This is a genomic window from Nonomuraea sp. NPDC048826 (assembly GCF_043198225.1).
Classification (GTDB): Bacteria; Actinomycetota; Actinomycetes; order Streptosporangiales; family Streptosporangiaceae; genus Nonomuraea.
The window spans coordinates 910,894-936,083 of record NZ_JBICUQ010000002.1 but is presented as its reverse complement, the minus strand read 5'-3'; the positions used below and the strand labels follow the sequence as shown (position 1 = coordinate 936,083).

General features: G+C 73.4%; 21 protein-coding genes and 3 tRNA genes. 12 read left to right on the top strand and 12 right to left on the bottom strand.

The genetic code is table 11. From position 1 onward, the window contains the following. Window positions 1-199: 199 nt before the first annotated feature. The 3 genes from ACGFI7_RS09945 to ACGFI7_RS09935 all read right to left on the bottom strand — a co-directional run bounded on the left by ACGFI7_RS09945 (window position 200) and on the right by ACGFI7_RS09935 (window position 3,164). Entirely contained in the window at window positions 200-763 is a 564-nt protein-coding gene (locus ACGFI7_RS09945; protein WP_393401566.1) for a hypothetical protein, read from the bottom strand. Window positions 764-787: 24 nt separating this feature from the next. Next, window positions 788-1,897, bottom strand: a complete 1,110-nt coding sequence (gene dusB, locus ACGFI7_RS09940) for a tRNA dihydrouridine synthase DusB (protein ID WP_393401563.1) — start codon at window positions 1,895-1,897, stop codon at window positions 788-790. Between the two features lie 67 nt (window positions 1,898-1,964). Next, window positions 1,965-3,164, bottom strand: a complete 1,200-nt coding sequence (locus ACGFI7_RS09935; RefSeq protein ID WP_393401560.1) for an RNA-guided endonuclease InsQ/TnpB family protein — start codon at window positions 3,162-3,164, stop codon at window positions 1,965-1,967. Window positions 3,165-3,632: 468 nt separating this feature from the next. On the opposite strand from ACGFI7_RS09935, the gene ACGFI7_RS09930 reads away from it, so the two are divergent. From ACGFI7_RS09930 to ACGFI7_RS09910, 5 genes are all read left to right on the top strand, one after another. Continuing rightward, a complete protein-coding gene (locus ACGFI7_RS09930; protein ID WP_393401557.1) occupies window positions 3,633-4,268 on the top strand; it encodes an ACT domain-containing protein in 636 nt (211 codons plus the stop codon). Between the two features lie 39 nt (window positions 4,269-4,307). Continuing rightward, a tRNA-Gly gene (locus tag ACGFI7_RS09925) sits at window positions 4,308-4,379 on the top strand. A 15-nt stretch (window positions 4,380-4,394) separates the two neighbouring features. Then, window positions 4,395-4,468 (top strand) — tRNA-Cys (locus tag ACGFI7_RS09920). 1 nt (window position 4,469) lies between these two features. Then, window positions 4,470-4,544: transfer RNA gene (locus ACGFI7_RS09915), tRNA-Val, on the top strand. 152 nt (window positions 4,545-4,696) lie between these two features. Then, window positions 4,697-5,758, top strand: a complete 1,062-nt coding sequence (locus tag ACGFI7_RS09910; protein ID WP_393401555.1) for a WD40/YVTN/BNR-like repeat-containing protein — start codon at window positions 4,697-4,699, stop codon at window positions 5,756-5,758. Window positions 5,759-5,795: 37 nt separating this feature from the next. Here the strand turns inward: ACGFI7_RS09910 and ACGFI7_RS09905 are convergent, their stop codons facing one another. Further along, the gene (locus tag ACGFI7_RS09905; protein ID WP_393401553.1) at window positions 5,796-6,425 is read right to left on the bottom strand and encodes an alpha-ketoglutarate-dependent dioxygenase AlkB; all 630 of its coding nucleotides are present in this window, start codon (window positions 6,423-6,425) and stop codon (window positions 5,796-5,798) included. Window positions 6,426-6,609: 184 nt separating this feature from the next. Here ACGFI7_RS09905 and ACGFI7_RS09900 point away from each other — a divergent pair, with 184 nt between their 5' ends. Continuing rightward, window positions 6,610-7,830: an MFS transporter gene (locus ACGFI7_RS09900; protein ID WP_393401550.1), complete on the top strand. Its 1,221-nt coding sequence runs from the start codon at window positions 6,610-6,612 to the stop codon at window positions 7,828-7,830. On the opposite strand, the gene ACGFI7_RS09895 is transcribed toward ACGFI7_RS09900, so the two are convergent. The 5 genes from ACGFI7_RS09895 to ACGFI7_RS09875 are packed head-to-tail and all read right to left on the bottom strand — an operon-like array spanning window position 7,806 to window position 11,414. Continuing rightward, on the bottom strand, window positions 7,806-8,339 hold the full coding sequence (locus ACGFI7_RS09895) for a CGNR zinc finger domain-containing protein (protein ID WP_393401547.1): 534 nt from the start codon (window positions 8,337-8,339) through the stop codon (window positions 7,806-7,808). The genes ACGFI7_RS09900 and ACGFI7_RS09895 overlap by 25 nt on opposite strands. Before the next feature lie 18 nt (window positions 8,340-8,357). Next, a complete protein-coding gene (locus tag ACGFI7_RS09890; protein WP_393401545.1) occupies window positions 8,358-9,314 on the bottom strand; it encodes a hypothetical protein in 957 nt (318 codons plus the stop codon). 1 nt (window position 9,315) lies between these two features. Next, entirely contained in the window at window positions 9,316-10,308 is a 993-nt protein-coding gene (locus tag ACGFI7_RS09885; protein ID WP_393401543.1) for a hypothetical protein, read from the bottom strand. A gap of 46 nt (window positions 10,309-10,354) precedes the next feature. After that, window positions 10,355-10,723 carry a DUF2203 domain-containing protein gene (locus tag ACGFI7_RS09880; RefSeq protein WP_393401540.1) on the bottom strand — a complete coding sequence of 123 codons (369 nt, stop codon included), beginning with the start codon at window positions 10,721-10,723 and terminating at the stop codon, window positions 10,355-10,357. Window positions 10,724-10,733: 10 nt separating this feature from the next. After that, window positions 10,734-11,414 (bottom strand): GntR family transcriptional regulator, encoded by a 681-nt coding sequence (locus ACGFI7_RS09875; protein ID WP_393401537.1) that lies wholly within the window; start codon window positions 11,412-11,414, stop codon window positions 10,734-10,736. 91 nt (window positions 11,415-11,505) lie between these two features. Between ACGFI7_RS09875 and ACGFI7_RS09870 the strand changes: the two genes are divergently transcribed. Both ACGFI7_RS09870 and ACGFI7_RS09865 read left to right on the top strand, forming a co-directional pair. Further along, a complete protein-coding gene (locus tag ACGFI7_RS09870; protein ID WP_393401534.1) occupies window positions 11,506-12,813 on the top strand; it encodes an MFS transporter in 1,308 nt (435 codons plus the stop codon). 78 nt (window positions 12,814-12,891) lie between these two features. Then, window positions 12,892-13,824 (top strand): SPFH domain-containing protein, encoded by a 933-nt coding sequence (locus ACGFI7_RS09865; protein ID WP_393401531.1) that lies wholly within the window; start codon window positions 12,892-12,894, stop codon window positions 13,822-13,824. On the opposite strand, the gene ACGFI7_RS09860 is transcribed toward ACGFI7_RS09865, so the two are convergent. Continuing rightward, window positions 13,821-15,116, bottom strand: coding sequence for an MFS transporter (locus ACGFI7_RS09860; protein ID WP_393401528.1), 1,296 nt, complete (start codon window positions 15,114-15,116; stop codon window positions 13,821-13,823). The two genes, ACGFI7_RS09865 and ACGFI7_RS09860, sit on opposite strands and share 4 nt — an antisense overlap. Window positions 15,117-15,315: 199 nt before the next feature. On the opposite strand from ACGFI7_RS09860, the gene ACGFI7_RS09855 reads away from it, so the two are divergent. Continuing rightward, the gene (locus tag ACGFI7_RS09855; RefSeq protein ID WP_393401526.1) at window positions 15,316-16,083 is read left to right on the top strand and encodes a hypothetical protein; all 768 of its coding nucleotides are present in this window, start codon (window positions 15,316-15,318) and stop codon (window positions 16,081-16,083) included. Between the two features lie 43 nt (window positions 16,084-16,126). Further along, a complete protein-coding gene (locus tag ACGFI7_RS09850; RefSeq protein ID WP_393401523.1) occupies window positions 16,127-16,675 on the top strand; it encodes a GNAT family N-acetyltransferase in 549 nt (182 codons plus the stop codon). Between the two features lies 1 nt (window position 16,676). Here the strand turns inward: ACGFI7_RS09850 and ACGFI7_RS09845 are convergent, their stop codons facing one another. Next, window positions 16,677-17,813, bottom strand: coding sequence for an epoxide hydrolase family protein (locus ACGFI7_RS09845; RefSeq protein ID WP_393401520.1), 1,137 nt, complete (start codon window positions 17,811-17,813; stop codon window positions 16,677-16,679). Between the two features lie 44 nt (window positions 17,814-17,857). Between ACGFI7_RS09845 and ACGFI7_RS09840 the strand changes: the two genes are divergently transcribed. Next, complete coding sequence (locus ACGFI7_RS09840; RefSeq protein ID WP_393401518.1) at window positions 17,858-18,811, top strand: helix-turn-helix transcriptional regulator; 954 nt, start codon at window positions 17,858-17,860, stop codon at window positions 18,809-18,811. A gap of 74 nt (window positions 18,812-18,885) precedes the next feature. Then, window positions 18,886-19,341 (top strand): hypothetical protein, encoded by a 456-nt coding sequence (locus tag ACGFI7_RS09835; RefSeq protein WP_393401516.1) that lies wholly within the window; start codon window positions 18,886-18,888, stop codon window positions 19,339-19,341. A gap of 92 nt (window positions 19,342-19,433) precedes the next feature. Here the strand turns inward: ACGFI7_RS09835 and ACGFI7_RS09830 are convergent, their stop codons facing one another. Continuing rightward, window positions 19,434-25,145, bottom strand: coding sequence for a CHAT domain-containing protein (locus tag ACGFI7_RS09830; protein ID WP_393401514.1), 5,712 nt, complete (start codon window positions 25,143-25,145; stop codon window positions 19,434-19,436). Window positions 25,146-25,190: the final 45 nt, after the last annotated feature.

Below are 25,190 nucleotides of genomic sequence, written 5' to 3'. Positions count from 1 at the left end.
GTCCCATCTGCCGGGGTCCGGGCTGGCCCCCGCGATGAGCAGCCCCGGCACCCGACGGGGGAAAGAAAAAGCCGTGTGCCGGAATGGACTGGCAAGGGCATCCCGGCACACGTCTATTACGTTCATCATGGCGTCACGATGGTCGATGTCTCGTCATGACAATGTCCCAAGATCGTGACATTTGGGGATTCGACCCTGGTCAGCAGGCGGCGATCTTGCAGATCTTGCCCAGCATCTTCTTGCTGTCCTTGATCTGCATCTTGAAGTCCGCGTTCGCGGGCGGCCCCCACTCCCCCGCGACCGTGTAGATCACCAGCGCGTTGGCCCGCCGCGTCACGATGGCGCGCTCGCCGCCGATGGCCGGCTTCCTGCCCCGGTAGGCCTGGCCGATGACCGCCAGGGACTCGTCGCCGAGCTTCACGCGCTTGGCCGAGAACCGGTAGCCCTTGGTGCCGCACGCGCGGACCGCGGCCCGGACGTCGCGCATCGCCTTCTTGGCACCGGCCCTGGAGGTGTAGAGGATGACCTGCTCGGACTTGGAGTAGTCGGGCACCGCGGTGTAGATCAGGGTCTTCGCCGCCTTGCGGCCGGACCGGGCCAGCGTGGACCGGTCGCACGGGTTGACCACCAGCCTCGCGGAGGTCCTCCCGGTCACCTCCCAGCTGTGCTCGGGATTGTCATCCTTCTTGGCGGCGGCCTTCTCGTACAGCATGAACCCGTTGGGGATGGCCACCGCCGCGGCCAGTAAGAGCATCGGAATCATGGCCCACATCGTACGAGAGCCGCGCTAACCTCCCGAGACGTCCGACTCGGCGTCCTCCGGGACGACGGTGTCCCACGGGTCGTCCAGCCAGCCCTGCGGCAGGTGCACCTTCTCGCGCTCGCCGGACTTGCCGCGCGGCGTGTCGGTGTTGGCCGGCCACGGCTGCACCGGGTCAAGCTCCGCCAGCGCCTCCCGCAGCTCGTCGAGCGACCCGGCGGTCGTCACCCGGCGACGCGACTCCGCGCCCACCGCGAAGCCCTTGAGGTACCAGCCGATGTGCTTGCGAAAGTCGGCGATCGCGTACCGCTCGGTGTCGAACGTCTCGACCATCAGCCCGGCGTGCCTGGCCATCATCGCGGCCACCTCGCCGAGTGACGGCCGCAGCCGCTCGGAGCTGCCGGCGAACGCGTTCGCCAGGTCGCCGAACAGCCACGGCCGGCCCAGGCAGCCGCGGCCCACGACCACGCCGTCGCATCCGGTGCGCGCGACCATGCGCAGCGCGTCGTCGGCGCTCCAGATGTCGCCGTTGCCCAGCACCGGGATCTCCGGCACCGCCTCCTTGAGCCGGGCGATCGCGTCCCAGTCGGCGGTCCCGCCGTAGTGCTGGCGCGCGGTGCGCGCGTGCAGCGCCACCGCCGCCACGCCCTCCTCGGCCGCGATGCGGCCCGCGTCGAGGTAGGTGAGGTGGTCGTCGTCGATGCCCATCCGCATCTTCATGGTGACGGGCAGCGCGCCCGCGTTCGCCACCGCCTCACGCAGGATACGCCGCAGCAGGTTGCGTTTGTACGGGAGTGCGGAGCCGCCGCCACGCCTGGTGACCTTGGGCACGGGGCAGCCGAAGTTGAGGTCGACGTGGTCGGCCAGATCCTCCTCGGCGACCATCTTGACCGCCCGGCCCACGGTCTGCGGGTCGACCCCGTACAACTGCAGGCTCCTGGGGCGCTCCGACTCGGCGAAGCGGATCATCTTCATGGTCTTGACGTTCCGCTCCGCCAGGGCCCGCGAAGTGATCATCTCGCACACGAACAGCCCGTCGCCCTGCTCCCTGCAGAGCACCCGGAACGGCGCGTTCGTGATGCCCGCCATCGGCGCCAGCACCACCGGCGGCCACACCTCGATCGGCCCAATCTTCATCCGCTCAGTTTTGACGCGCTCTCCTGGCTGAAGCTGAAGCCCGGAGATTCTGGCCTGTGCCGCCCCTTCACGCGGCGGCACTGCTGTGGCTTCCTGCTTCTCGAGGCTGCGCCATCCCGAAGGATGGTCTGACCGGCCCTCCACAGGCGTTTGACCTGTCCGCCCGTCCGGCGGCCAGGATGTTGATCGCAGCATTGATGTCACGGTCGTGAACCACGCCACACACGCAGGTCCATTCGCGGACATGCAAAGGCATCGGCTCGGCTACGACTCCACAGGCCGAACACAGCTTGGAGGATGGAAACCATCGGCTGACCTTGGCGAATGTCCTGCCGTACAGCTTCGCTTTATACTCCAGCATGTTCACGAACGCCGACCACCCGGCATCGTGCACACTCTTGGCCAGCCTCGTGCGCGCCAGTGCGCCCACCGCCAGGTCCTCCACGAACACCGCTTGGTTGTCGCGGATGATCTGCGTGGAAAGCCGGTAGTGGAACTCACGGCGGGCGTCGGCGACCCGCGCGTGCGCGCGGGCGACCTTGTGTCGGGCCTTGCCGCGGTTCTTGCTGCCCTTCTCTTTCCGGGACAGGGCGCGTTGAGCTTTCTTCAGTCGTTTCTCCGCCCGGCGGAGAAAACGCGGAGAATCGATCTTCGTTCCGTCCGGCAGGACGGCGAAATGCCCGAGCCCGAGGTCGATCCCGGTCTCGGCTTCGACGGCGATCAGCGGTTGCGCGGTGACCTCGACCACGAAGCTCGCGAAATACCGACCCGCCGCGTCCTTGATGACCGTGACCGAGGACGGGCCGGCAGGCAGTGCCCGTGACCAGCGCACCGCGACCTCGCCGATCTTCGGCAGGACGAGTTTCCCGTTCTGGCTCACCTTGAACCGGGCATTCCTGGTGAACCGGATCGCCTGCCGGTTGTCCTTACGAGACCGCCACCGGGGCGGGGCGAGTTTCGGTCCCCTGCGCTTGCCCGACACCGATGCGAAGAAGTTGCGGAACGCCGTCGTGCAGTCGGCGAGCGCCTGCTGCAGCACCACGGCTGACACCTCGCCCAGCCACGCCCGATCGGGGTGTTTCTTCGCCTCGGTGATGACCTGGCGCGACAGCTCGGCGTCGCTCACGAACGGCAACCCGTTCTCATGGGCGTCGTTACGCATGCGCAGTGCATCGTTATACACCGTCCGGGCGCACCCGAACGCCCGGCCCAGCGCGATCCGCTGGGCGGGGGTCGGGTCGATCCGGTAGTTGTACCGCAACTGCACCTGATCATCATACAGTTAGGTTATGGCCGAGTACGGCTATATCAGAACAGGCAGGCACTGCGTTGGGTGCTTCCCGCTCATTTGGTCTTCGTGACGAAGTTCCGGCATCCGATCCAGCCGTGCGGGCACCTAGATGACGGGGACGCCCCTGACCGAGCTGGTCGGGCCCCAGGAGATGCTGGGGTGCCCACCAGGGCAGACCCGGCGAAATGGCTGGGCTGCCATCGGCTGGGAACGCCTCGGTGAACAGCTCGTCCGAGATTCTCTCCCTCGCCCACACGCACTGACTTTCACCATCAGTGTCGATTTGATATCTCATGAACACAATGGTCGTAGTGAGAGACCCCCAATCAACGGGGCCCTGAAGCCGGGACGGGAGTACTACCGACAGTTCTGGTAGCGCACGTCCGCCGTGAAGCGGTATTCGCCCGATACGCTGACCCCGACGTGCGGGGAAGAGGGGACCTGATGCTGCTACGCGTACGCGTCGCGCTGCCCGACCGGCCGGGCTCGCTGGCGCGGCTCACCCAGGCGCTCGGCGACGCCGGGGCCGACATCACCCAGATGATCGTCCTGGAGCGGGGCGACGGCCGGGCGGTCGACGACTTCACCGTGTTCTGCCCCGAGGGCACGACCTCCGAGACGCTGCGCGAACGCCTGCGGAGCGTGCCCGGCGTCGCCGTCGAGGGCGTCTGGCCCACCCGCGAGGCCGCCGGCACCTACCCCGAGCTGGAGATCCTCAAGTACGTCACGACGGCGGGCGACCGCGGCCTGACCACGCTGGTCGACTCGCTGCCGGTGCTGTTCAGCGCCGACTGGGCGGCGACCGCCGGCACCGGCGGCGTCGTCTACGCGAGCTGGCGCGCCCCGCAGGACGTGCCGCTGCCCGAGCCGGCCCCGGCCCGGCCCGCGGCCACCACGCTGGAGGGCGGCCTGCACGTCATCCACGCCCCGCTGCCGCCGCTCGCCCTCACGCTCCTGCTGGCCCGTTCCGACGGCCCCGCCTTCCATCGCATCGAGGTCCACCGCCTGACCCGCATCCTGGAGATCTTCCTCACCATGCCGGCCACCGAGCGGACCGTCGCCCGCCAGCTGCGCGGGTGAGGCGGGGCGGCGCGAAATTCGCTACAGTAGTCGGGCAACGCGGAAGTGGCTCAGGGGTAGAGCATCACCTTGCCAAGGTGAGGGTCGCGGGTTCGAATCCCGTCTTCCGCTCGGAGAGGTCGCCCCGGTGGAGTGGCCGAGAGGCGAGGCAGCGGCCTGCAAAGCCGTGCACGCGGGTTCAAATCCCGTCTCCACCTCCAAGGACGATTAGCTCAGCGGGAGAGCGCTTCCCTGACACGGAAGAGGTCACTGGTTCAATCCCAGTATCGTCCACCAGGCTCCACAGCCGGCCAGGTCTGTCCTGGTCGAGCGGAGACCGAGCCCCGGTCCGCGTGTCGCGCGGCCGGGGTTTCTTGTTGTTCCCTGGCGGGGCGCCGTTCTGACCTGGATTGTGGACGACTTTGATCGATTGAGTTAGGTTGCGCGGCATGAGGCTTCGTATCGCGTTAGGCGCCCTGACCGCGGCGGCCTGTGTGCTCGCCGTCACCCCCGTCCAGGCCCAGGCCGTCACCGGGCCGCGGTGGGAGCCGCAGGAGACCGGGGTGACCGCGCGGCTGCGCGGGCTGTCGCCGGTGAGCCGGCAGGTGGCGTGGGCGTCCGGGTCCGCGGGAACCGTGCTGCGGACCGTCGACGGCGGGCGGAGCTGGCAGAACGTCTCCCCGCCCGGCACCGAGGCGCTGCAGTTCAGGGACGTGGAGGCGTTCGACGCGCGCCGGGCCGTGGCGCTGTCCATCGGCGAGGGCACCGACTCGCGGGTCTACCGTACGGACGACGGCGGGCGGACGTGGGCCGAGACGTACCGGAACGACGAGCCGCGGGCCTTCTACGACTGCCTGGCCTTCTTCGACCGGCGGCACGGGCTGGCGATGAGCGACCCGGTCGACGGCAGATTCCGGATCCTGGCGACCGAGGACGGCGGGCGGAGCTGGCGCGTGCTGCCCTCCGACGGGATGCCCGAGGCGCTGCCGGGCGAGGCGGGGTTCGCGGCGAGCGGGCAGTGCCTGGTCACGGCCGGTTCGCGGGACGTGTGGCTGGCCGCCGGCGGGGCGGAGCGGGCGCGGGTGTTCCACTCGCGTGACCGCGGGCGCACCTGGACCGTGGCCGACACGACCATCCCGGCGGGCGACCCGGCCCGCGGGGTGTTCGCGCTGGCCTTCCGCGACCGGCTGCACGGGATCGCGGTGGGCGGCGACTTCCAGCCCGGCCTGCCGTCGCCGGACGCGGCCGCGGTGACCCGCGACGGCGGCGCCACCTGGCAGCGGTCCGCCGTGCCCCCGCCCGCGTACCGGTCGGGGGTGACGTGGTTGCCCTACCTGCCGTTCGCGGCGATCGCGGTGGGGCCGACCGGGAGCGACGTCACCTATGACGGCGGGCGGACCTGGCGGACGTTCGACACCGGGTCCTTCGACACGGTGGCGTGCACTGGGGACCTGTCGTGCTGGGCGGCGGGCGAGCAGGGCCGCGTCGCCCGGCTCACCCTGGGCCGGTGACCCGTCTGGCGTGACGCCTGCCGCGCGAGCGGCGGCCTCAGCGGACGCCGCGGGGGCGGAACTGGACGCTGATGCGCGGGCCCGCCGGGCGGGTGGTCTTGGGCACGGCGTGCTCCCAGGTGCGCTGGCAGCTGCCGCCCATCACGACGAGGTCGCCGTGGCCGAGGTCGTAGCGGAGCGATGGGCCGCCGCCGCGCGGGCGGAGCAGCAGCGGCCGGGCGTAGCCGACGGACAGGATGGCCACCATCGTGTCGTGGGTGCTGCCCCGGCCGATGGTGTCGCCGTGCCAGGCCACGCTGTCGCGGCCGTCGCGGTAGTAGCACAGCCCGGCGGTGGCGAACGGCTCGCCCAGCTCCTCGGCGTAGTGCTCGTCGAGTGCGCGCCTGGCCTCGGCGAGCACCGGGTGGGGCAGCGTCTCGCCCTCCTCGTAGAACTTCAGCAGCCGGGGCACGTCGACGACGCGGTCGTACATCTTGCGCCGCTCGGCCTTCCACGGCACCGACTCGGCCAGCCGCTCGAACAGCTCGTCGGCGCCCGACAGCCAGCCCGGCCGCACGTCGAGCCAGGCGCCCCGGTCGAGGACGGTGCGGCGGACCGCCGGGCCGAGCGGCCCGACGGCGAGCTCCTCGTCCATGCTGAGCAGAGATGCTTGGTAAACAGCCGCCATGAGGCCGAGTGTACGCGATCGTTCAAACAAGCTTTCGACTATGCGCCGCTTCGCGGTGGGCACCGGGTGGGAAGGAACGGGCAGCCCGCTGGATCGTCTACTTCCAGGCGCGCGGTTCGCGGTGATCACCAGCGCGGCCTGACCGGTCCGGGCCCGCGCCCGGCGGGGGTGTAACGTCTCCAGGGTGCTGACGCGTTACATGATCGGCGCTCTGGCCTCCCGCACCGGCGACGAGATGTCCGGGCCCGCGCTGCTGGTCGCCGGGCTGGCCGTGACCGGGTCGCCGGTGCTCGCGTCGGCGCTGCTGGCGGGGCTGACCGTGTCGGCGGCGGTCGGCGGGCCGCTGCTCGGCGTGCTGCTGGACCGGACGCGGCGGCCGGGCCGGGTGCTGGGCTGGTGCCTGGCCGGGTACGGCGCGGGCCTGCTCGTCGTGCTGGCCGGGCTCGGGCGGCTGCCGGACGCGGCGCTGATCGGGGTGGCCGTGCTGACCGGGCTGCTCGGTCCCTCGCTGAACGGCGGGTGGACCGCGCAACTCCCGCTGGTCGTGCCGGACGGCCGGCTGCCCCGGGCGAACGCGCTGGACGCGATGAGCTACAACGTGGCGGGGCTGGCCGGGCCCGCGCTGGCCGGGCTGATCGCCGCCGTCGTCAGCGGGCAGGCGGCGGTCGCGGCGAGCGTGGCGCTGCTGGTGGCCGCCCTGCCCGCGGCCTGGGTGCTGCCGCGCCGGCGGGAGAGACGCGAGCAGGCGGGCGCGGTGCGTGCCGAGATCGCCGCCGGTTTCCGTGCCATCGTCCGGAACCGGTCGCTGCGGCGGGCCACCGTGGCGTCCATGATCTCGATGGCCGGGGTGGCCATGCTGGTCGTCACCGCGCCGCTGCTGGGCCTGCGGCTCGCGGGCGACGCCGGGTACGGTGCGCTGCTGCTGGCGGTGACGGCCGGGGCCGCGCTGGCGGCCAACGCCGTGGTCGCGCGGGCCGGGACCCGGTGGCGCTGGGACACGGTGCTGGTCGTGTCCACCCTGCTGATCGGGGCGGGGACCGCGCTGGCGGCGCTGGCCGGGTCGTTCGCGGTGGCGGTGGCGGCCGCGGTCGTGGCGGGGGTGGGCGAGGGGCCGCAGCTCACGGCGCTGTTCGCGGTGCGCCATCGGGAGGCGCCGGAGCGGCTGCGCAGCCAGGTGTTCACGACCGGGGCGAGTTTGAAGATCACCTCGTTCGCGGCGGGCTCGGCCCTGGCGGGACCACTGGCGGCGCACTCCCCCGCGGTCGCGCTGCTGGCGGGCGCCGGGGTCCAGCTGCTGGCCGTCGCGGCGTACGGTCTGCTGTCGCTCCCCCGGCGGCCGGAGGAACGACATCAGGAAGGACCCGTGGTCGTCGAAGATGATCAGGCAGGACGGGTGGAGCGGTAGGCCGCCACCCGTTCGCGGGTCGCGCAGCGGGGGCTGCAGTAGCGGCGGGGGCTGCCGCCGCCCGCGTGCAGGAAGGGCCGGCGGCAGGTCGGCGACGCGCACAGGCCGCCGGGGATCCGCTGGTGGTCGGCCAGGAGCACGGCGAAGGCCATCGCCGACGACGCCTGGAACCAGTCGGCCCAGGGCGCGTCGTCATGGCCGTCGACGTGCAGGTGCCAGCCGGTCGTGCCGTCGTGGCTGGTGAGGCGGGGCGGCCCGGCGGCGCTCTCCAGGAGGTCGTTGAGCAGGGCCGCCGCCGAGGCCGCGTCGGGCGCGGCGAGGACCTCGACGAGCCGGCCGGCCGTCTCGCGCATCGCCCGCAGGTCGGACCCGGTGAGCTCGATCGGCCCCCGCTCCCCGTGGGCGCGCAGCACCCGGGCCGCCGACTCCGCCGTCGCTTCCTCGTACAGCAGGGCGACGCACAGGTCGACGGCCCTGGCCGCCATCGCCTTGGTCGAGTGAGCCTCCACGCCCCCGAGGGTAGAGGCTCAGCCGCCGCAGGCGGCGAACGACTGCGCGTCCTTCGGCAGCCGGTAGCGGTCCCTGACCTTGACCGTGCCGGTCTCGGAGTCGATCTCGACGACGGTCATCCGCTTGCCGTCGAGCAGGTGGAGCGTGATCTGCTGGTCGCCGGTCCAGTCGATGGCGCTCAGGTCGCCTTTCGGCAGCTTGACCGGGACCCGGCGGAGTACCTGGTCGCTCTCGACGTCGTACAGCAGGAGCTGGGACTTGCGCGGGATGAACCCGGCGACGGTGCGCCCGTCCGCGGCCAGGGCGAGCGGCATGCCGGCCACGACGAGCTGCGGCGGGGTGGCGCGGGAGAGCCGCTCGCCGGTGTCGGCGCGAACCACCAGATCGATCACGGACCCGCCGGCCTCGACGGTGCTGATGACCTCGCCGCCGTCGGCGCTGAAGTCCAGCATGGCCTCGCCGCGCGGGATCGTGCCGACGCGGCTGCCGTCGGAGGTGTCGAAGATCCGCACCTCCTTGTGAGCCTCGTAGCCGGTCTCGTAGCCGATCTTGATGGCGAGCCGGTCGCCGTTGTTGGACAGGACGAGCTCGACCACGTGCTGCGCTTCTTTGGGCGTGGCGTTGGCGGGCAGCAGCGTGACGCCGCCACCGAGCGTGCGGACCGCGATCCGGCGGGACTTCTTGACGAAGTAGGCCACCGTCGTGCCGTCGCCGCTGACCGCGACCGGCGCGGGCAGGTAGGGGTAGGTCGCGCCGTCGGGCATGAGGGAGACGGTCTGCGCGTCGGGCAGGGTGCGCTGCTCGCCACTGTGCATCGTCAGCCGCCACGGCCCGCAGGGCCCTCTTCCGGCGCTGCCGGCGCAGCTCTTGATGGAGGCGTAGCGGATGGCGTCGTGATGCGGCTCGGCCTGAGCCTGAGCCGGGGCCGCCAGGGGCATCGCCAGCAGGGCCGCGGCCACCAGGATGATCTTCATGTCACTCTCCCGCCACGTGGTACTGGTAGTGGTTCGCGCCGACCGCGTAGCGTGCGGTCCGCTTGACGGCGCCGGTCTCGGGGTCGGCGGTGAGCACCCGTATCACCGCCGGCTCGTCTTCGCCGCTCTCATTCAGGTGCATCGTGAGCTTGCCGTCCTCGCGCCATCGGGCAAAGTACGGACTGTCGCCGGGAGCGAGGTCAAGATCGACCCCCGCCGACAACTCTCCTGTCTCCAGGTCGTACAGGTGCAGCCTGGGAGGTTCGCCGCTCGCAGGGAGGCCCGAGACGACCGCCGCGACAGTCCGTCCGTCGGCGGCCAGCGCCGTGGCCCGCGCGTTGGCGACGACCTGCGGCGGCGTGCGCCTGGCCGAGGTGCCGTCGAGCCGGTACGCGATGAGCGCTCTGGTGCCGTCGGCGGTGTCGCGCTCGGCGAGCACCCGCCGGCCATCCGGGCTGAAGCCGACGGGGTAGTCGGCACCGCGCAGGCTGACGGTCTCACCGGTGGCGAGGGTGTAGAGCTTGGTGGGCACCCGGCCGTCACTGTCGCCGTGATCGACGAGCACGCGGTCTCCGGCGGGCGACAGGAAGAGGTTGACCAGTGCGGTGCCGGCGCCCTTGGGCAGCAGGGATTTCGGCAGGGTGGTGCGGCGCCCGCTGGGGAGGTGCCACACGACCAGGCGGTGGTCACCCCGACGCTGGTGGGCGATGGTCCGGCCGTCGGCGCTGATGGCGACGGGGGCGCTGTCGCCGGTGCTCCGGCCACGCCCGTCGACGCTGGTGAGAGCGATCTCCTTGGCGGTGGTCAGGCCACCGCCCGGGGCGATCAGCCGCCACCCGCCGCACGGGCTGGAGTCATAGGTCTTCTTGTCAGTGCAGGACGGCACCCAGATGAGGCCCGCCTGCGCGGGCCGGGCGTGAGCGGCGGGCGCGAACGCGATCCCGCCGAGGACCGCGGACGCCAGGATGGCGGCGGTCGCCGAGCTGATTCTCATGTCAATTGAGACATACGCTCAGCCGTATTGGTTGATCACGGATCCGCTACGTCTGCGGCAATCTGCGGCGGCCGGGGAAGCCCAGCTCCGAGCGGTGGTACCAGCCCAGCTCCGGCTCGCCCTCGATCCAGCACAGCCGTACGGACGCGCCGTCGAGCACGGCGGGGAAGTCGAGCAGCACCGGCGCGATGCCCTTGACCTCCAGGCCCAGGCCGGTCCAGCGGCTCAGGATCTCCTGCATGCGCGCCTCGATGCCCTTGAGCTCGGGCAGCCCGCCGAGCGGGGACGTGCCGCCGGTGTCGCGGTCGTAGGTGATCTCGGCGAGGTCGGCGCGGGCGGCGATGAGCTCGGCGGCCTCGGCGAGGATCCCCGGCATCAGCGAGCGGGCCTCACTGACGGAGAAGAGCCTGTTCATAGCCGAGAAGTTAGCGGTTCGGCTCGTAGGCACGGAGCAGAAGCTGCTCGGCGTGGTCGAGGTAGCCCTCCAGGTAGGCGACGGCGTCGTCGTGCTCGCCGGCCTCCATCAGCGCGAGCAGCTCGCGGTTGCGTGCGACGAACGGCTCGTGGAAGTCGCGCGGGTTCTCCATCACGTGGAAGACCAGGCGCAGCTCGGCGAGGAGCTGGCGCATGGCCTCGTCGAGCCTGGGGCTCTCGTTGAGCGTGACGAGGGCCTGGTGGAAGCGGATGTTGGCGGTGCCGACGGCCCGCCAGTCGTCGGCGGCCGCGGCCCGCTCCGCGTCGGCCACCGCCTCCCTGATCAGCGCCATCGCCTCCGGCGGCGGGGTGCGGCGGACGGCCGCGCCTTCGAGCACCCGGCGCACGCGGTAGAGGTCGGAGACGTCCTCGGCCGACAGCACGCGGACGAACACTCCCCTGTTGAGCCGGTGGTCGAGCAGCCGCTCGTGGCTGAGCAGCCGGAACGCCTCGCGCAGGGTGTTGCGCGAGACGCCGAGCGCCTCGCAGATCGACTCCTCGGAGAGGCGCTGGCCGGGCATGAAGAGGCCTTCGATGATCCGGTCGCGCAGGATGTCGGCGACCCGCTCGGCGGTGCTGCTCCGCCCGAGGCGGGATCGGTCCTGAACGAGATCTGCGACAGCGTTATCCACAGGCTACAGGAAATCATCGAACAAACCCCTTGTCGAATCGTTCAACGATCCCTACGTTGAAACGGTGACCCCTTGACGGAAGGAGCGATCGATGTCCGGCTCCACCTCCCAGTCCCGGCGGGTGATCCTCGCCAGTCTCATCGGCACGTCGCTGGAGTGGTACGACTTCTTCCTGTACACCACGGCCGCCACCCTGGTCTTCGGCAAGCTCTTCTTCCCGAACTTCGACCCCCTCAACGCCACCCTGCTGGCCCTGACCACGAACGCGGTGGCGTTCGTCGCCCGGCCGCTGGGCGGCATCGTGTTCGGCCACTTCGGCGACCGCGCCGGCCGCAAGACCGTGCTGGTGGTGACGCTGCTGGTCATGGGCATCTCGACGTTCCTCATCGGCGTGCTGCCCGGGTACGACACGGTAGGCGTGCTGGCGCCTGTCTTGCTGGCCACACTCCGGTTCGTCCAGGGCCTCGGGCTCGGCGGCGAGTGGGGCGGCGCGGTGATCATGTCGCTGGAGCACGGCGACCCCCGGCGCCGCGGGTTCAACGCGAGCTGGCCGCAGGTCGGCGTGCCCGCGGGCTACGTGCTGGCCACCGGCCTGCTCGCGCTGCTGTCGTTCACCCTGCCGGAGGCCGCCTTCATGTCCTGGGGCTGGCGGGTGCCGTTCCTGCTCTCGGGCGTGCTGGTCTTCGTCGGCCTGTGGGTGCGCCTGAGGATCACCGAGTCGCCGCTCTTCACCGAGGTGGAGCAGAAGGGCGCCAAGGCGCGGATGCCGCTGGTCGAGGTGCTGCGCACGCACCCGCGCGCGCTGCTGTCTACCTTCACCGCCCGGATCGGCGTGGACGTCGCCTTCTACACCTTCACCGCGTACATCCTCGTCTATCTGACCGGGCCGCTGGGGCTGGATCGGCAGGTGGGGCTGAACGCGGTGCTGATCGCCTCGGCGCTGCAGCTCGGGCTGATCCCGCTGTTCGGCTCGCTGTCGGACCGGTACGGCAGGCGTCCGGTGTACTTCGCCGGCGTGCTGGGCGCCGCGGTCTGGGTGTTCGCCTTCTTCCCGCTGCTGGAGACCCGGTCCACGTTCCTGATCATCGTGGCCGCGGTGGTCGCGCTGGTGACCCACGCGGCGATGTACGGGCCGCAGGCGGCGTTCATCGCCGAGCTGTTCAGCACCCGGCTGCGCTACAGCGGAGCCTCGATGGGTTACCAGCTGGCCGGCATCGCGGGCGGCGCGCTCGCCCCGATCATCGCCATCAAGCTGTTCGACACGTTCGGCACCACGGTCGCGGTGTCGGTGTACGTGGTGGCCGCGCTCGCGGTCACCGCCCTGGGCCTGGCCATCGCGCCGGAGACGCGGGACCTCGACCTGGCCGCCGAGCCGGGCTCGATGCCGCAGCGCGCCTGAGACCACCCCTCCTGTACTTGCCGCGAAACAACCGCGGGCGGCGGCTGCCACCGCCGCCCGCGGAGGGAGAGGACGACGATGCGCATCGCCCTGCTCGTGATCGCCGCGCTGATCTGCGTGCCGTTGCTCGTCGGGGTCGTCGGTGGCCTGGAGCGGACCGACGCCGGCGAGGTGGCGGTCGTCCGCGACGGCGGCTGGTTCGACGACACCCAGGTACGCGAGATCATCCCGCCGGGGTCCGGCATGACCTGGACCGGCCTGTGGTCCTCGGTGCACGCGTACCCGGCGCAGCAGCGCTTCTACACGATCACCGCGGACGCCAAGCGCGCCACCACGCTGGGCGTGGACGTGGTGACGGTCCCCAGCAGCGACGGGGTGAACCTGGGCGTCGAAGGCACCCTGTACTTCACGCTCACCCTGGACCCGGCGACGCTGAAGACGTTCGACGACAAGTACGGCACGCGCACCTTCCGCGCCCAGGACGACTCCTTCCTGTACGCGTGGGACGGCGACGAGGGCTGGACCGCGTTCTTCGGCCAGGCGGTCCGGCCGGTGATCGACAACGCCCTGCGGGCCGAGGTGGGCGCCCGGCGCTGCGCCGAGCTGGTGCCGTCGTGCTCGCTGCTGGAGAACTCGGCGCTGAAGCCGCAGGACAGCGCCACGAGCATCAAGGCGGTGCAGGACGCGGTCAACGCCGCGCTCGCCCGCGACCTGCCGCGCACGCTGGGCGGACAGTTCTTCTCCGGCATGAACTTCTCGCTGTCGCGGGTGACGCTGCCGGCCGAGGTGCAAAAGGCGGTGGACCGCTCACTGGCGGCCGGGGCCGCCGTCTCGGAGGCGCAGGCGAAGGTGGCGCAGGCCGAGGCGGAGGCGAAGGCCAACCAGGCCAGGCAGGACGGCTACGACAAGTGCCCCGCCTGCGCCGAGATCGACAAGCTGAAGTCGCTGCCCCAGGGGATCACCGTCTACGCCCCGGGCAACCAGGACGCGGTGGTGGTGCCGACCCGCTAGGCCGGGAGCTTGCCCGACACAGGGGCGCGGGTGAGCCACGGCCCTCTGAAGGCGGCCAGGGCCAGCAGGAACAGCACCTGGCCGCCCAGCCCCACCATCAGCCACGTCCCCCAGCCGCCGACGGCGACGACCTGAGGCGAGATCACCAGCATCGCGACGATCATGACGCGGACGACCATCCCCCACAGGCCGAGGGCCGAGCCCTGGAGGCGGGCGTCCACGTCCTCGGCGTTCTCGGAGAAGTTGGCCATCCACGGCACGTAGGCGATGCCCATGGTCAGGAACAGCAGCGCGTACACGATCACCACATGGGTGGCCGAGGCCCCGGCTCCGACCAGGGTGATGAAGTAGGCCAGGGCGCCGATGGTCAGCACGGTGCCGACGGCGGTGAACGGCTTGCGCAGCCGCAGCCGGTCGGAGACGCGGCCGACCACGACGACGGCCAGGGCGTTGAGCACGATGCCGAGCGCGACCACGCCGTTGGCCGCGGCCGCCGCCATGCCGAACGCGGTGACCAGGATGGTCTGGCCGAAGATCGCGAAGGTCCAGTAGAGCACCTGCCAGCCGGTGTTGCCGAGCACGTGCGCCCACAGGTGGGGGTGCCGGAACAGCTCCCTGATCTTGCCGGGGTCGATCTTCTCCTCTGCGCTCACCGCCTCCTCGGCGTCCATGACCTGGGCGCGCAGCGCGGCGGACGGCTCGGCGATCTGCCAGATGATGATCACGCAGAGGGTGAGGGAGACGATGCCCATGAGGATGGCCTGCGACTGCCAGGCGTTGCCGAACAGCGGCAGCGTCAGGCTCGCCAGCGCCGAGGCCAGGAACGCCGCGCCGACCGGGCCCCAGGTCCAGAAGGCGAACGCCTGGGCCCGGCCCAGCCGCGGCGAGAAGTCGCGCACCAGCGAGGCGGTGATGGTGATGCCCGCGCCCTCGATGAACAGCATCAGGCAGCGGACCGCCAGCAGCGCGCCCACCGAGTCGACGGTGGCGAGCAGGAAGTTGCAGGCGGCGGTGACGGTCAGGGTGGGCACCAGGATGGCGACCCGTCCCCACCGGTCCGACAGGATGCCGCCGAACCCGGCGGACACTCCGCCCACCAGCACCGACAGTGCCGCGATGAGCCCGTACTCCTCCAGCGACATGCCGAGGTCGGTCATCAGCAGCGGCAAGATGGTGGCGATCGTGGTCTCGAAGTTGGCCACCAGGCTGGCGAGCACCGCGATGGCCAGCAGGCGCACGCGGCGGGCGCCGACGGGGTAGACGCTGAGCTCGCGGACGTAGAACGGCTTCATCCCCAGCCTCCGGGGTACGAGCGGGACAAAGAGCGCTCTAGAACGCGTTTCTAGTAATCCAAGAGTTTGCCGATATCTGCGCGCAAGTCAACAATTCCGGTCATCACGATGTGATCTCGGTCACAAGACTGCGCGTTGTGACGCAATCGCTGCCGATTCCCGGAACCTGATCGACCGATTCCGCATAAACTGCGCGCCTGTGAGCCTCCCTGTACGCGAACGTTCCCCCCGCCCGGGCGGGGGCCGGCACCGCCGGCCGGTCCCCACGTCCCTGCCACCGGACGCGCCCGTTCTCGTGCTCGCGGCGCCCGGCGACGCCACAGGCGTGGCGGCGGACGTCGCCGCCGTGGTGCGGGTCGACAACCCCCAGATCGAGGTACGGCTCACCGCCGCGGACGCGCTGGCCGAGGCGCTGCCGGCAGGCCGGGACGCGGTCGTGGTGCCCCTGCTCACCTGGGATGATCCCGGGGTCCTCGGCCCGATCAACCAGGCCGTCGCCGACAGCGGCTCGGGCGCCGTCGTGACCGGCGCGCTCGGCCCGCACCCGCTGCTCGCCGAGGCGCTCCACATCAAGCTGGCCGAGCGCGGCCTGGCCAGGGCCGACCGGGTCCGCCTGCTCAACGTCTCCAGCCCCGTCGACGCGGTCATCCTCGGCATGATCGGCGGCGAGCTCGCCGTACGCGCCGCGCAGGCGACCGCCGTGCTGCTGGCCTCCCGGCTGACGCTCCCGGTGGTGGCCGCCTCACTTGACAGCGAGCCCGGTGTCACCGTAGCCGCGGAGCGGCTGCGCGCGGCCGGCGCCGCCCGGCTGGCCGTCGCGCCGTGCATGATCGGCCACGAGGCCCCCGCCGACCTGGTGAAACAGGCCGCGGACGCGATCAGCGCCGGACACGCCGAGCCGCTCGGCGCGCACAGCATGATCGCCGAACTTGTCGCCCGCGCTTACGGCAGTCAACTCGCCACTTGACATGGGCTTGTAGAGATCACTGAAGTAGCGTTACCGTCGCCCCATGTGCGAGGTCGTGTGCAAAGGTGAGCGTCTTTGGCTTCGTGAGGTCACCGAGGCGGACGTCGCGCCGCTGCACGCGGTCTACGGCGATCCGGCCGCGACCCAGTACATGCCGTTCGCTCCCCGCACCCTCGGGCAGGTCGCCGAGCTCGTGCGGGAGGCGATGGCGACCGCGGCCCAGGATCCGCGCCGCCTGTACGCGCTCGCCGTGCTCGACGCCGCCGACCAGGACGTGATCGGCGTCGCGCGGCTGCACATCGACACCGAGCGGCCGCACTGCGCCGAGATCCGCCTCGGCCTGCGCCCCGACCACTGGGGCCGCGGCATGGGCACCGACCTGGTGCGGCTGCTGCTGGGGTTCGGCTTCAAGCAGCTCGGCCTGCACCGCATCTGGGGCGCGCGGGCCCCCGCCAACCTGCCCGCGCAGCTGGCCATGCTGACGGCGGGCATGGTCGAGGAGGGCCGCCTGCGCCACCACGTGGCCTCGCCCGAAGGCTGGCGCGACTCGGTGATCCACGCCGCCATCGAGGACGAGTGGCGCCGCCGCTGACTCAGCGCACCAGCCTGAAGAACTCCCGGATGTCGGCCACCAGCAGGTCAGGGGCCTCCATCGCGGCGAAGTGCCCGCCGCGGTCGAACTCGGACCAGTGCACGATCTTGTGCTCGCGCTCGGCGACGCGGCGGACGCCGGGGTCTCCGGGGAAGACCGCGACGCCGTGCGGAAGCGCCGACGGCTCCTGCCGTCCGCCCCAGGCCGCGGCGCCCTCCTTGTAGAGGCGGGCCGAGGAGCCGGCGGTCCCGGTCAGCCAGTAGAGGCTGATGTTGGTCAGCAGCTGGTCGCGGTCCACCGCGTCCTCGGGCAGCTCGCGGGCCGGGTCGGTCCACTCCTTGAACTTCTCGGCGATCCAGGCGAGCTGACCCGCCGGGGAGTCGTGCAGGCCGTAGGCGAGCGTCTGCGGCCGGGTGGACTGGATCATCGCGTAGCCGAGGTCGTCCTGGTCGCCGTACCGCGCCAGGCGGGCCCGCTCGGTCTCGGTCAGGCCCTCCAGCTCGGCCGGGTCGCCGCTGGGGAAGCCGAGTCCGCCGTTGACGTGCACCCCTGCCACGTGCCCCGGGTCGAGCCTGCCGAGCGTGGGGGAGATGACGGCGCCGGTGTCGCCGCCCTGCGCGCCGTACCGCTCGTAGCCGAGGCGGCTCATCAGCTCCTTCCACGCGGCGGCGACCCTGGTCATGTCCCAGCCGCGCTCGCGGGTGGGACCGGAGAAGCCGAAGCCGGGGATGGACGGGGCGACGACGTGGAAGGCGTCGGCCGGGTCGCCGCCGTGCGCGCGCGGGTCGGCGAGCGGGCCGATGACGTTCATGAACTCGGCCACGGAGCCCGGCCAGCCGTGCGTGATCAGCAGGGGCAGCGCGTCCGGCTCGGGTGAGCGCACGTGCAGGAAGTGCACGTTCTGCCCGTCGATCTCGGTCGTGAACTGCGGGAACGCGTTGAGCGCGGCCTCCTGGGCGCGCCAGTCGAAGCCGGTGCGCCAGTACTCGGCGAGAGCTCGCGCGTACGAGACAGGCACCCCGTACGACCAGCCGACGCCGTCCAGGTCGTCCGGCCAGCGGGTACGGGCGAGCCGATCGCTCAGATCGTCCAGGTCGGCCTGCGGGATGTCGATGCGGAAGGGTCGGATGTCGTTCATGTCCACCACGCTAGGAGCCGGTTAGGACAGGTACGGTCCTAGGTGTGCTGGAAACCTCCGCCCGATTGCTGAAACTGCTGTCCCTGCTGCAGACGCGGCGTGACTGGCCCGGATCCGAGCTGGCCGAGCGGCTCGGCGTGTCGGCCAGGACCGTGCGGCGCGACGTGGAGCGGCTGCGTGAGCTGGGCTACCGGGTGGACGCGACCGCCGGCGTGCCCGGCTACCGGCTCGGCGCGGGCGGCGACCTGCCGCCGCTGCTGCTCGACGACGAGGAGGCGGTGGCGGTGGCCGTCGGGCTGCGCACGGCCGCGCAGGGCAGCGTGGCGGGCATCGAGGAGACCTCGGTGCGGGCGCTGGCCAAGCTGGAGCGGGTGCTCCCGTCCCGGCTGCGGCACCGGGTGAACGCGCTGCAGTCGATGACCGTGCCGCTGACCGGCGGCGCGGCCGCGGTCGAGGCGGACACGCTGTCGGCCATCGCGGCCGCCTGCCGCGACCACGAGAGCCTGCGCTTCGGGTACGAGTCCGGCGACGCGACCGTCACCGAGCGCCTGGTCGAGCCGCACCGGCTGGTGGCGTCGGGGCGGCGCTGGTATCTGGTGGCCTTCGACCGGGGCCGGGAGGACTGGCGGGTGTTCCGGGTGGACCGGCTGCGGCTGCGCACGCCGAACGGGCCGAGGTTCGCGCCCCGGGAGCCGCCCGCCGAGGACCTGGCGGCCTACGCCTCACGCCAGATCTCCAGCGCGCCGTACCGGTACCGGTGCCGGGTCACCGTGCGGGCGCCGGCGGAGGCCGTGGTGGCGCGCATGGGGCCGTCGGTGGCCTCGGTGGAGCCGCTGGACGCGGCCGGTTGCCTGCTGCTGACCGGCTCCAACTCGCTGGACGAGCTGGCGTACTGGCTGGTGTCGCTGGGGATGCCCTTCGAGGTGCACGAGCCGGACGGGCTGCGGGCGCACCTGCGGGTGCTGGCGCGCAGGCTGGCGGAGGCCGCGGGGGGTTGAAACACCAGGGTGTCGGCCCGGGGAATTGTCGGTGGCGAGCCCTACCATGAGGCTCCTCACCGGAGGGATGGCCCATGCTCGACTCGCTGATCGTGCCCCTGTTCGTCACCACCGACCTGCCCCCGCGGGCCGAGCTGGCGGAGTTCGGCGAGCTGCTCGCCGGCGCGGCGCGCACGCTCAGCCACGAGGGCGCGAGCTACGACGGCTTCCTCGCGGGCAAGGTGTTCTGGCTCGACCGCCCGGTGCTGGCCGGGCAGCGTCCCGCCGCCGACACCGAGTCGCGCTTCGCCGGGATGCTGGGCTACCTTGCGGCGCCGGGCGGCCCGCACGCCGCCCGTGACGTCCTGGCCGACCTGCGCGCGGCGATCGCCGCGGCGCTCACCGCCCGCTACGGCGAGGCCGGCGCCCCACCGGCCGTCTTCGCGATCCGCGACCGCGACGTCCGCGAACGCACCCCCGACACGGCCCTCTACGTCGACACCCGCGACGCCCCGGCGGAGCTGGTGACGGTCACCCGCCCTTACCTCTGAAGCACGCCCCCGAGCGCCCGCGCGGTGGGGCCGGGCTGATGACGATCACGAGACACCTGCCCAGCGCCGGCGGGGCCGCGGCGGGCGGTGGGTCAGGCGGCGAGGCCTATCAGGGCGTAGGGGGCCCACAGGTCGGGGCGTGATGCTCCGTACAGGTCGCGGGATTCCAGGATCGCCGCTCTGAGTGCCTTGCCGGGGCCGTCGCCCGTCACCCGGGCGTGGAAGGGCGGCAGGAGTGCCCGCGTCGCCTCCGGGTTCACCGGCCACTGCGGGAGCACCGCCGCGGCCGCGCCGGCGCGCAGCAGGGCGTGCCCGAGCGCCGCCATCCCCGCGCCCGAGGGTGACGGCTCGCAGCCGCTCACCGAGACGAGCCCGGCCTCGATCCGCAGGTCCATGATCGCGCGGGCGTTCAGCAGCCCGCCGGGGAGCCGGATGCCCGAGCCGTACGGGTCGGCGCCGTCGTAGCAGGCCGGGCAGGCCAGGTGCACGGTGTCCCAGGCGCCTTCCAGGTCGCGGGCGGCGGCGGTGACCGGCGCGACCCCCAGTGCCGCGGCGACCGCCTCGGCCTCTTCCCCCTGGCCGGCCACCAGCGACCGGCCGCCGTGCCGGGTGCGGCGCGCCGCCAGCCGGGCCAGCGTGGCGGCGGACGGCGCGTACGCCACCGTGTAGCGGTCGAGCAGCAGCCGCCCGCCGGGGGCGAGCGCGTGCAGCGGCAGCCCGTGCAGGTCGCCGTGCGGCAGCAGGTACAGCGTGTCGAGGTCGTCGCCGAGCGCCTCGGTCGCCGCGCCGAGCAGCAGGTCGGCGACCACCCGCCACAGCTCGGCCCGCCGCTGCCCGCCGTCGGCGGCCCCGGCCGTGGCCGCGAACTCGGCGAGCAGTTCCGGGCCGACGGAGGTGCCGAACGCCCTCGGCCGCGCCCAGCCGGAGCGGTGCGCCACCACGCTGACGAACTCGCCCACGTGGAAGGCCAGCACGCCCGTCCCTTCCGGGAGCAGGCTCACGAGCCGCTGGGCGTCACCGCCGACAGCCCGCGCGACCTCTTCCTCGGGGCCGAGAAGGGTCTCCTTGGCCCGTTCCGCGTGCGCCCAGGCGGTGTCGCCGCGGCCCAGCCGGACGGCCAGCCCCACCGCCCTGGCTCGAAGCCCTTCGACGGCCGCCGAACGCGGATCGTCCAGGTCACCGGCCCGCTCGGCGTCGGCCAGCGCCGTGTCCAGCTCCCCCAGCTCCTCCCGCGCCGCCGCCCTGATCGTGTACGCCCCGGCCAGCGCGTCCCGCGCCGCCCCGGCGACGCCGGTACCGGCTGACTCCGCGGGAATGCCTTCGCCGGCCCCTTCCTCAGGATCCGCCCCGATGACAGCCGCGTCGGCCGGTTCCTCGCGCACCGCCCCGAGGACGCCCGGCTCGCGCGGTTCCTCCGGGTCCGTGGGGCCGGGGGCCGAGCGTTCGAGGAGCTCGATGGCGGCCGAGGCGCGGTCGCGGGCCGCCGTGACCCGGCCGGCGCGCAGGTCGGAGGCGGCCAGTTCGGTCAGTGCCACGGCCTGGCCTTCGGCGAACGCGATCCGCCGCGCCAGCGACAGCGCCTCCGCCAGCCGGTCGGCGTCGCCCAGCCGTCCCAGCGCGATCAGGTCGCGCACCACGGCCCGCTGCCGCCCGCGCGCCCGGTCGAGGTCCAGGGCCCGTCCGGCGAACCGCGTCGCGCTGTCCCGCTCGCCCTTGGCCGCGTGCGCCAGCGCCAGTTCCCCGCACACGACGGCCACCGTCGCGTCGTCGCCGACGGCCTCCGCCAGCGCCAGCGCCTCCTGGTAGAGCGTCGCGGCCTCGTCCACGTCCCCCTGACGGAACCGGGTCCCCGCCCGCGCGGCCAGCAAAGAGGCGCGCATGCCGCGCCAGGCCGGACCGGCGGCGAGCGCCAGCGCCTCGGCCAGCACCGCACCGGCGTCGGCCCACCGCCGGTCCTCGGCCAGCGCCGCGCCGAGCGCGCCGAGCGCGGACACCAGCCGCACCGGCATCGCCTGCCCGGACTCGCGCGCCAGCCGGACGGACTCCGACAGGTGACCGATCGCCTCCGCCGTACGCCCGAGAGCGCCGGCCGCGACGCCGCGCGAGCGCAGGTGCTCGGCCAGCAGGTCGTCGCGCAGGTCGCACCCCTGGGACGCGTAGGCGTAGGCGGCCCGCGGGTCACCGGCCGCCAGCGCCAGCGCGCCCAGCTTGGCCAGCAGCCCTGACCTGCGGCGCGGGTCGTCGGCGTCGGCCGCCGCCTGCCGGGCCAGGGCGAGCGCGCCGGACAGGTCACCGGCCGCCTCGGCGTCCTCGACGCGCACCCGCTCGGCCAGCCGTTCCGCCAGCGCCGGGTCCTCGCCGCCGCGCCGCACGGCGGCCAGCGCCTGCGCCAGCGCGGTCCGGCCGCGCGCCACCTCCCCGGCCGCGAACTGCAGCTCGGCCAGCCGTACCAGCACCGCCGGGTCGGTCCCCCCGGCAGGGATCACCTCGTACGGAGCGTTCCCCGGCGGCAGGGTCACCGCGGTGCCGAGCCCTTCCTCCAGCGCCTTGCGCGCCCGGCGCAGGTCACCTTGGTCCTCCAGCGCGAAGCCGAGGCGCAGCGAGGTGAGCGCGACCAGCCCGGTGTGCCCGGTCGCGCGGAACCCGTCGGCGGCCAGGCCGAGGTGCTCCACCACGGCCGCGCGGTCGCCCTCGTGCGCGACCGCGAGGCGCTCGTGGACCACGGCTGCGCGCAGCGGATCCCCGGCGGCCAGGCCCAGCGCCGCGCGGAGCCGCCCGCGGGCCTGGTCGCGTGCGCCGGAGCGCAGGTCGGCGGTGGCGCGCACCAGGGCGATGGAGAACAGCGCGCCGAGGTCGCCATCGGCCACGGCGGGCTGGGTGGCCCGGTCCAGCTCGGCCACGGCCTCGTCGCACCGGCGCAGCTCCACCAGGCAGGCGGCGCGCATCGTGCGGGCGGCGGCCTCGCGCTCGCGGCTCCTCATGGCCGCGAACGCGTCGGCGGCCGTCGCGAAGTCCTGGGCGGCCTGTTCCATCCCGGCGCCGGTGAACCCGATCACGCCGAGGTGGTGGCGCACGGCGGCCGCGCCGTCCTGGTGGCCGAGCTGGTTGTAGGCGCGTTCGGCCCGCTCGAACGCCCGTCTCGCCCCGGGCACGTCGCCGCGGGCGAGACGGCGGCGGGCGATGTGGTACCACTCGTCGGCGGGGTCGCGCCGATGGCCGCGCCGCCGTACCACGTCCACGATGGCGGCCTCGCACGCGGCCGCGTGGTCGGCGTGCCCGAGCTCGTACAGCAGCAGCGCGTGCCCGTCCAGGGCCTGGCAGGCGTCGTCCCAGGTGCCCGCGGCCTCCAGCTCGGCGGCGCAGGTGCTGATCAGCTCGGCGGCGGCGGGCAGGTGCCCGAGCGTGGCGCCGGCCCGCGCGGCCGGGATGAGCGCCCGCGCGGCCCGCTCGGCGTCGCCGCGCGCCAGGTGCAGCTCGCGGGCGCGGCCGGCGCGCTCCAGCGCCGTCGCGGGCTCCCCGCCCTCCAGGTACGCGGCGGCGGCCTGTTCCAGATAGCCGGCCTCGTCCGCGTCGAGTCCCGCCTCCCGGCACAGGTCGGCGGCGCGCTGGTAGCAGGAGGCGGCCCGGCGTGGCTCTCCCGCCCTGGCGCAGGCGTTCCCCATGGCGGCCCGCTGGGCCGCCTCCTCCCTGGCCCGCCCGGCGGCGCGGTAACCGTCGGCGGCGCGCTCGAACGCCCGCAGCGCGGCTTCCCAGGCGCCGAGCTCCTCGTGCTCGTGTCCCGCCCGGGCGAGCGCGTCCGCCGCCAGGGTCGTCCCGTCCGCCGCGGTGAACGCCTGCCCGGCCCGTTCCAGCAGGTCGATCGCCGCCCTGCGGCGCCCGCGCCCGGCCATCTCCGTGGCGGCGGCCACCAGGTACTCCCCCGTGCCGCCCGCCGCCGCGGCGTGCCGTTCGGCGAACCGGAGCAGGTCCCGGGCCGTCTCCTCGTCGTCGTAGGCGCCGGCCAGCCGGGTCGCCGCGTCGGCCGCCGACATGTCCGGCACCCCGGGCACGTGGCCGATCGCCAGGCGGAGGAGCGAGGTGAGCTCGGGATCACCGGGCACGTTCCCGGCGAGTTCGATCGCCTCCAGGAGATCACTCTCGCCGCCACGGGCGACGAACCGCGCCAGCAACGCCTTGACCAGTGCCGGGGGCACGCTCGACGACCTCGGCGACGGCTCCGGTTCGACCGCCGTGGGCGCGGGGCGGGTCTTGGCGTCGAGGTGGGCCAGGTCGGCGGATTCGCGGCCCGCCCGCACCGCCTCGTCCAGGTCGGCGAGCCGATCCTGGTCGCCGGCGGCCATGGCGCGGCGGCGCAGCACGTCCGACAGGACCGCGTACGCCTCCGCGAGGAATCGCGGGTCCTCCTCCGCGACCGCCTCCCGCAGGGCCTCGGCGGCCTCGGCGGCGGCGGGCGGGGTGAGGTCGAGGCAGAGCGCCCGGCCGAGCAGGAGGAGTGCGCGGGAACGCTCGGGGTGCCCCGCGGGGCAGGCGGAGACGGCGGAGCGCGCGGCGGAGACGGCCGGTCGCGCGTCGCCCGACCGGGCGGCGCGGTGGACGAGCGCGGCGGCCAGGTCGGCGAGGAACGCGGCCCGTTCCGGGTGCCCCTCAGGCGCGCGCACCACCGCCTGCCGCAACGTCTGGACGGCGAGCTCCAGGTCGGCCGGGTCGCCGCTCCCCCGGTAGCGCCGCCAGTGACGCTGCCCGAGCAGGTCGAGCCGGACCGCCGGGTCGTCCGGCCGGACGACCCGGCCGGGCTCCGACGAGCCGGGGAACGCCGTCTCCGGTGCCGGGACATCGGCCGGGGCGGGCAGTGCGGCGAGCATGTCGCGCCCGGCTTCCAGGGAGCGGACGTCGCCCGTGACCACGTACCACTCGACCAGCGCCGCGCCGTAGCGGGACAGGACCTCGGGGTGGGCCCCGGCCTCGTGCCAGTGGTCGAGGCAGGCCTGGCCCACCCGCAGCAGCGCCAGCAGGTCACCGTCGGCGCAGGAGGCCGACGCGCGGGCGGCGGCCAGGCCGAGCAGGTCCAGGAGCGCCGCCGAGCGGTCCGGCCCCGCTGGGCTTCCCGCCGCCAGGAGGTACGCCCGGATCAGGTCGGTGTCGCCGGGGAGCGCGTGGCCGAGCGCCGCGGCCAGGTCCGGCACGTGCCCGGGGCCGGCGAGCGCGGCCCGGAACAGGACGTGCACCGCGTCGTCGAGCGCCCCGCCGTCGCCGGCCGTCCGGTACAGCCGCACCAGGCCGTCGCCCAGGACGGCCAGCGCCTCGGCCGCCCAGGCGGGTTCCGGCGCGGCCAGGGCCTCCTCCAGCAGCACCTGCCCCAGCCGGTCGCACACCTCCGCGCTGGGCTCGGCCAGCGCGCGCCGCAGGAGGGCGTGCACGAGCAGCCCCACGTGCTGGTAGGCGTCGGCGTCCGCGTGGCGGAAGACCTGTTCGACCAGCCCCGCCCAGGTCTCCGCGGTGGAGGCGGCGGGGACGTGCGGCCCGCGCAGCCGCTCCGGCAGCGCGGCGGGGTCGAGCACGGCCACGGCGGCGAAGAACACGCCCGCGACGGCCGCCTCGGCGTCGTCCTCCAGGGCGAGCCGGTAGCGGGCCAGGTGGAGCGCTCCGACCGCCTGCCAGACGACGGCGTCGCGCGGCCCGCCGGTGCAGGCCAGCATGGCCTCCCAGGCGTCGGCCAGTGCCGCGTCGTCCAGCACCAGCCGGGGGTCCGCCGCCCGCTCGAACTCCTCGATTCGGGCAGCGAGCGCCCCGGCCGGATCTTTCATGGGGCCTAGGCTCTCATCGGCGCGTCCTTCCCGTACAGACCGTCC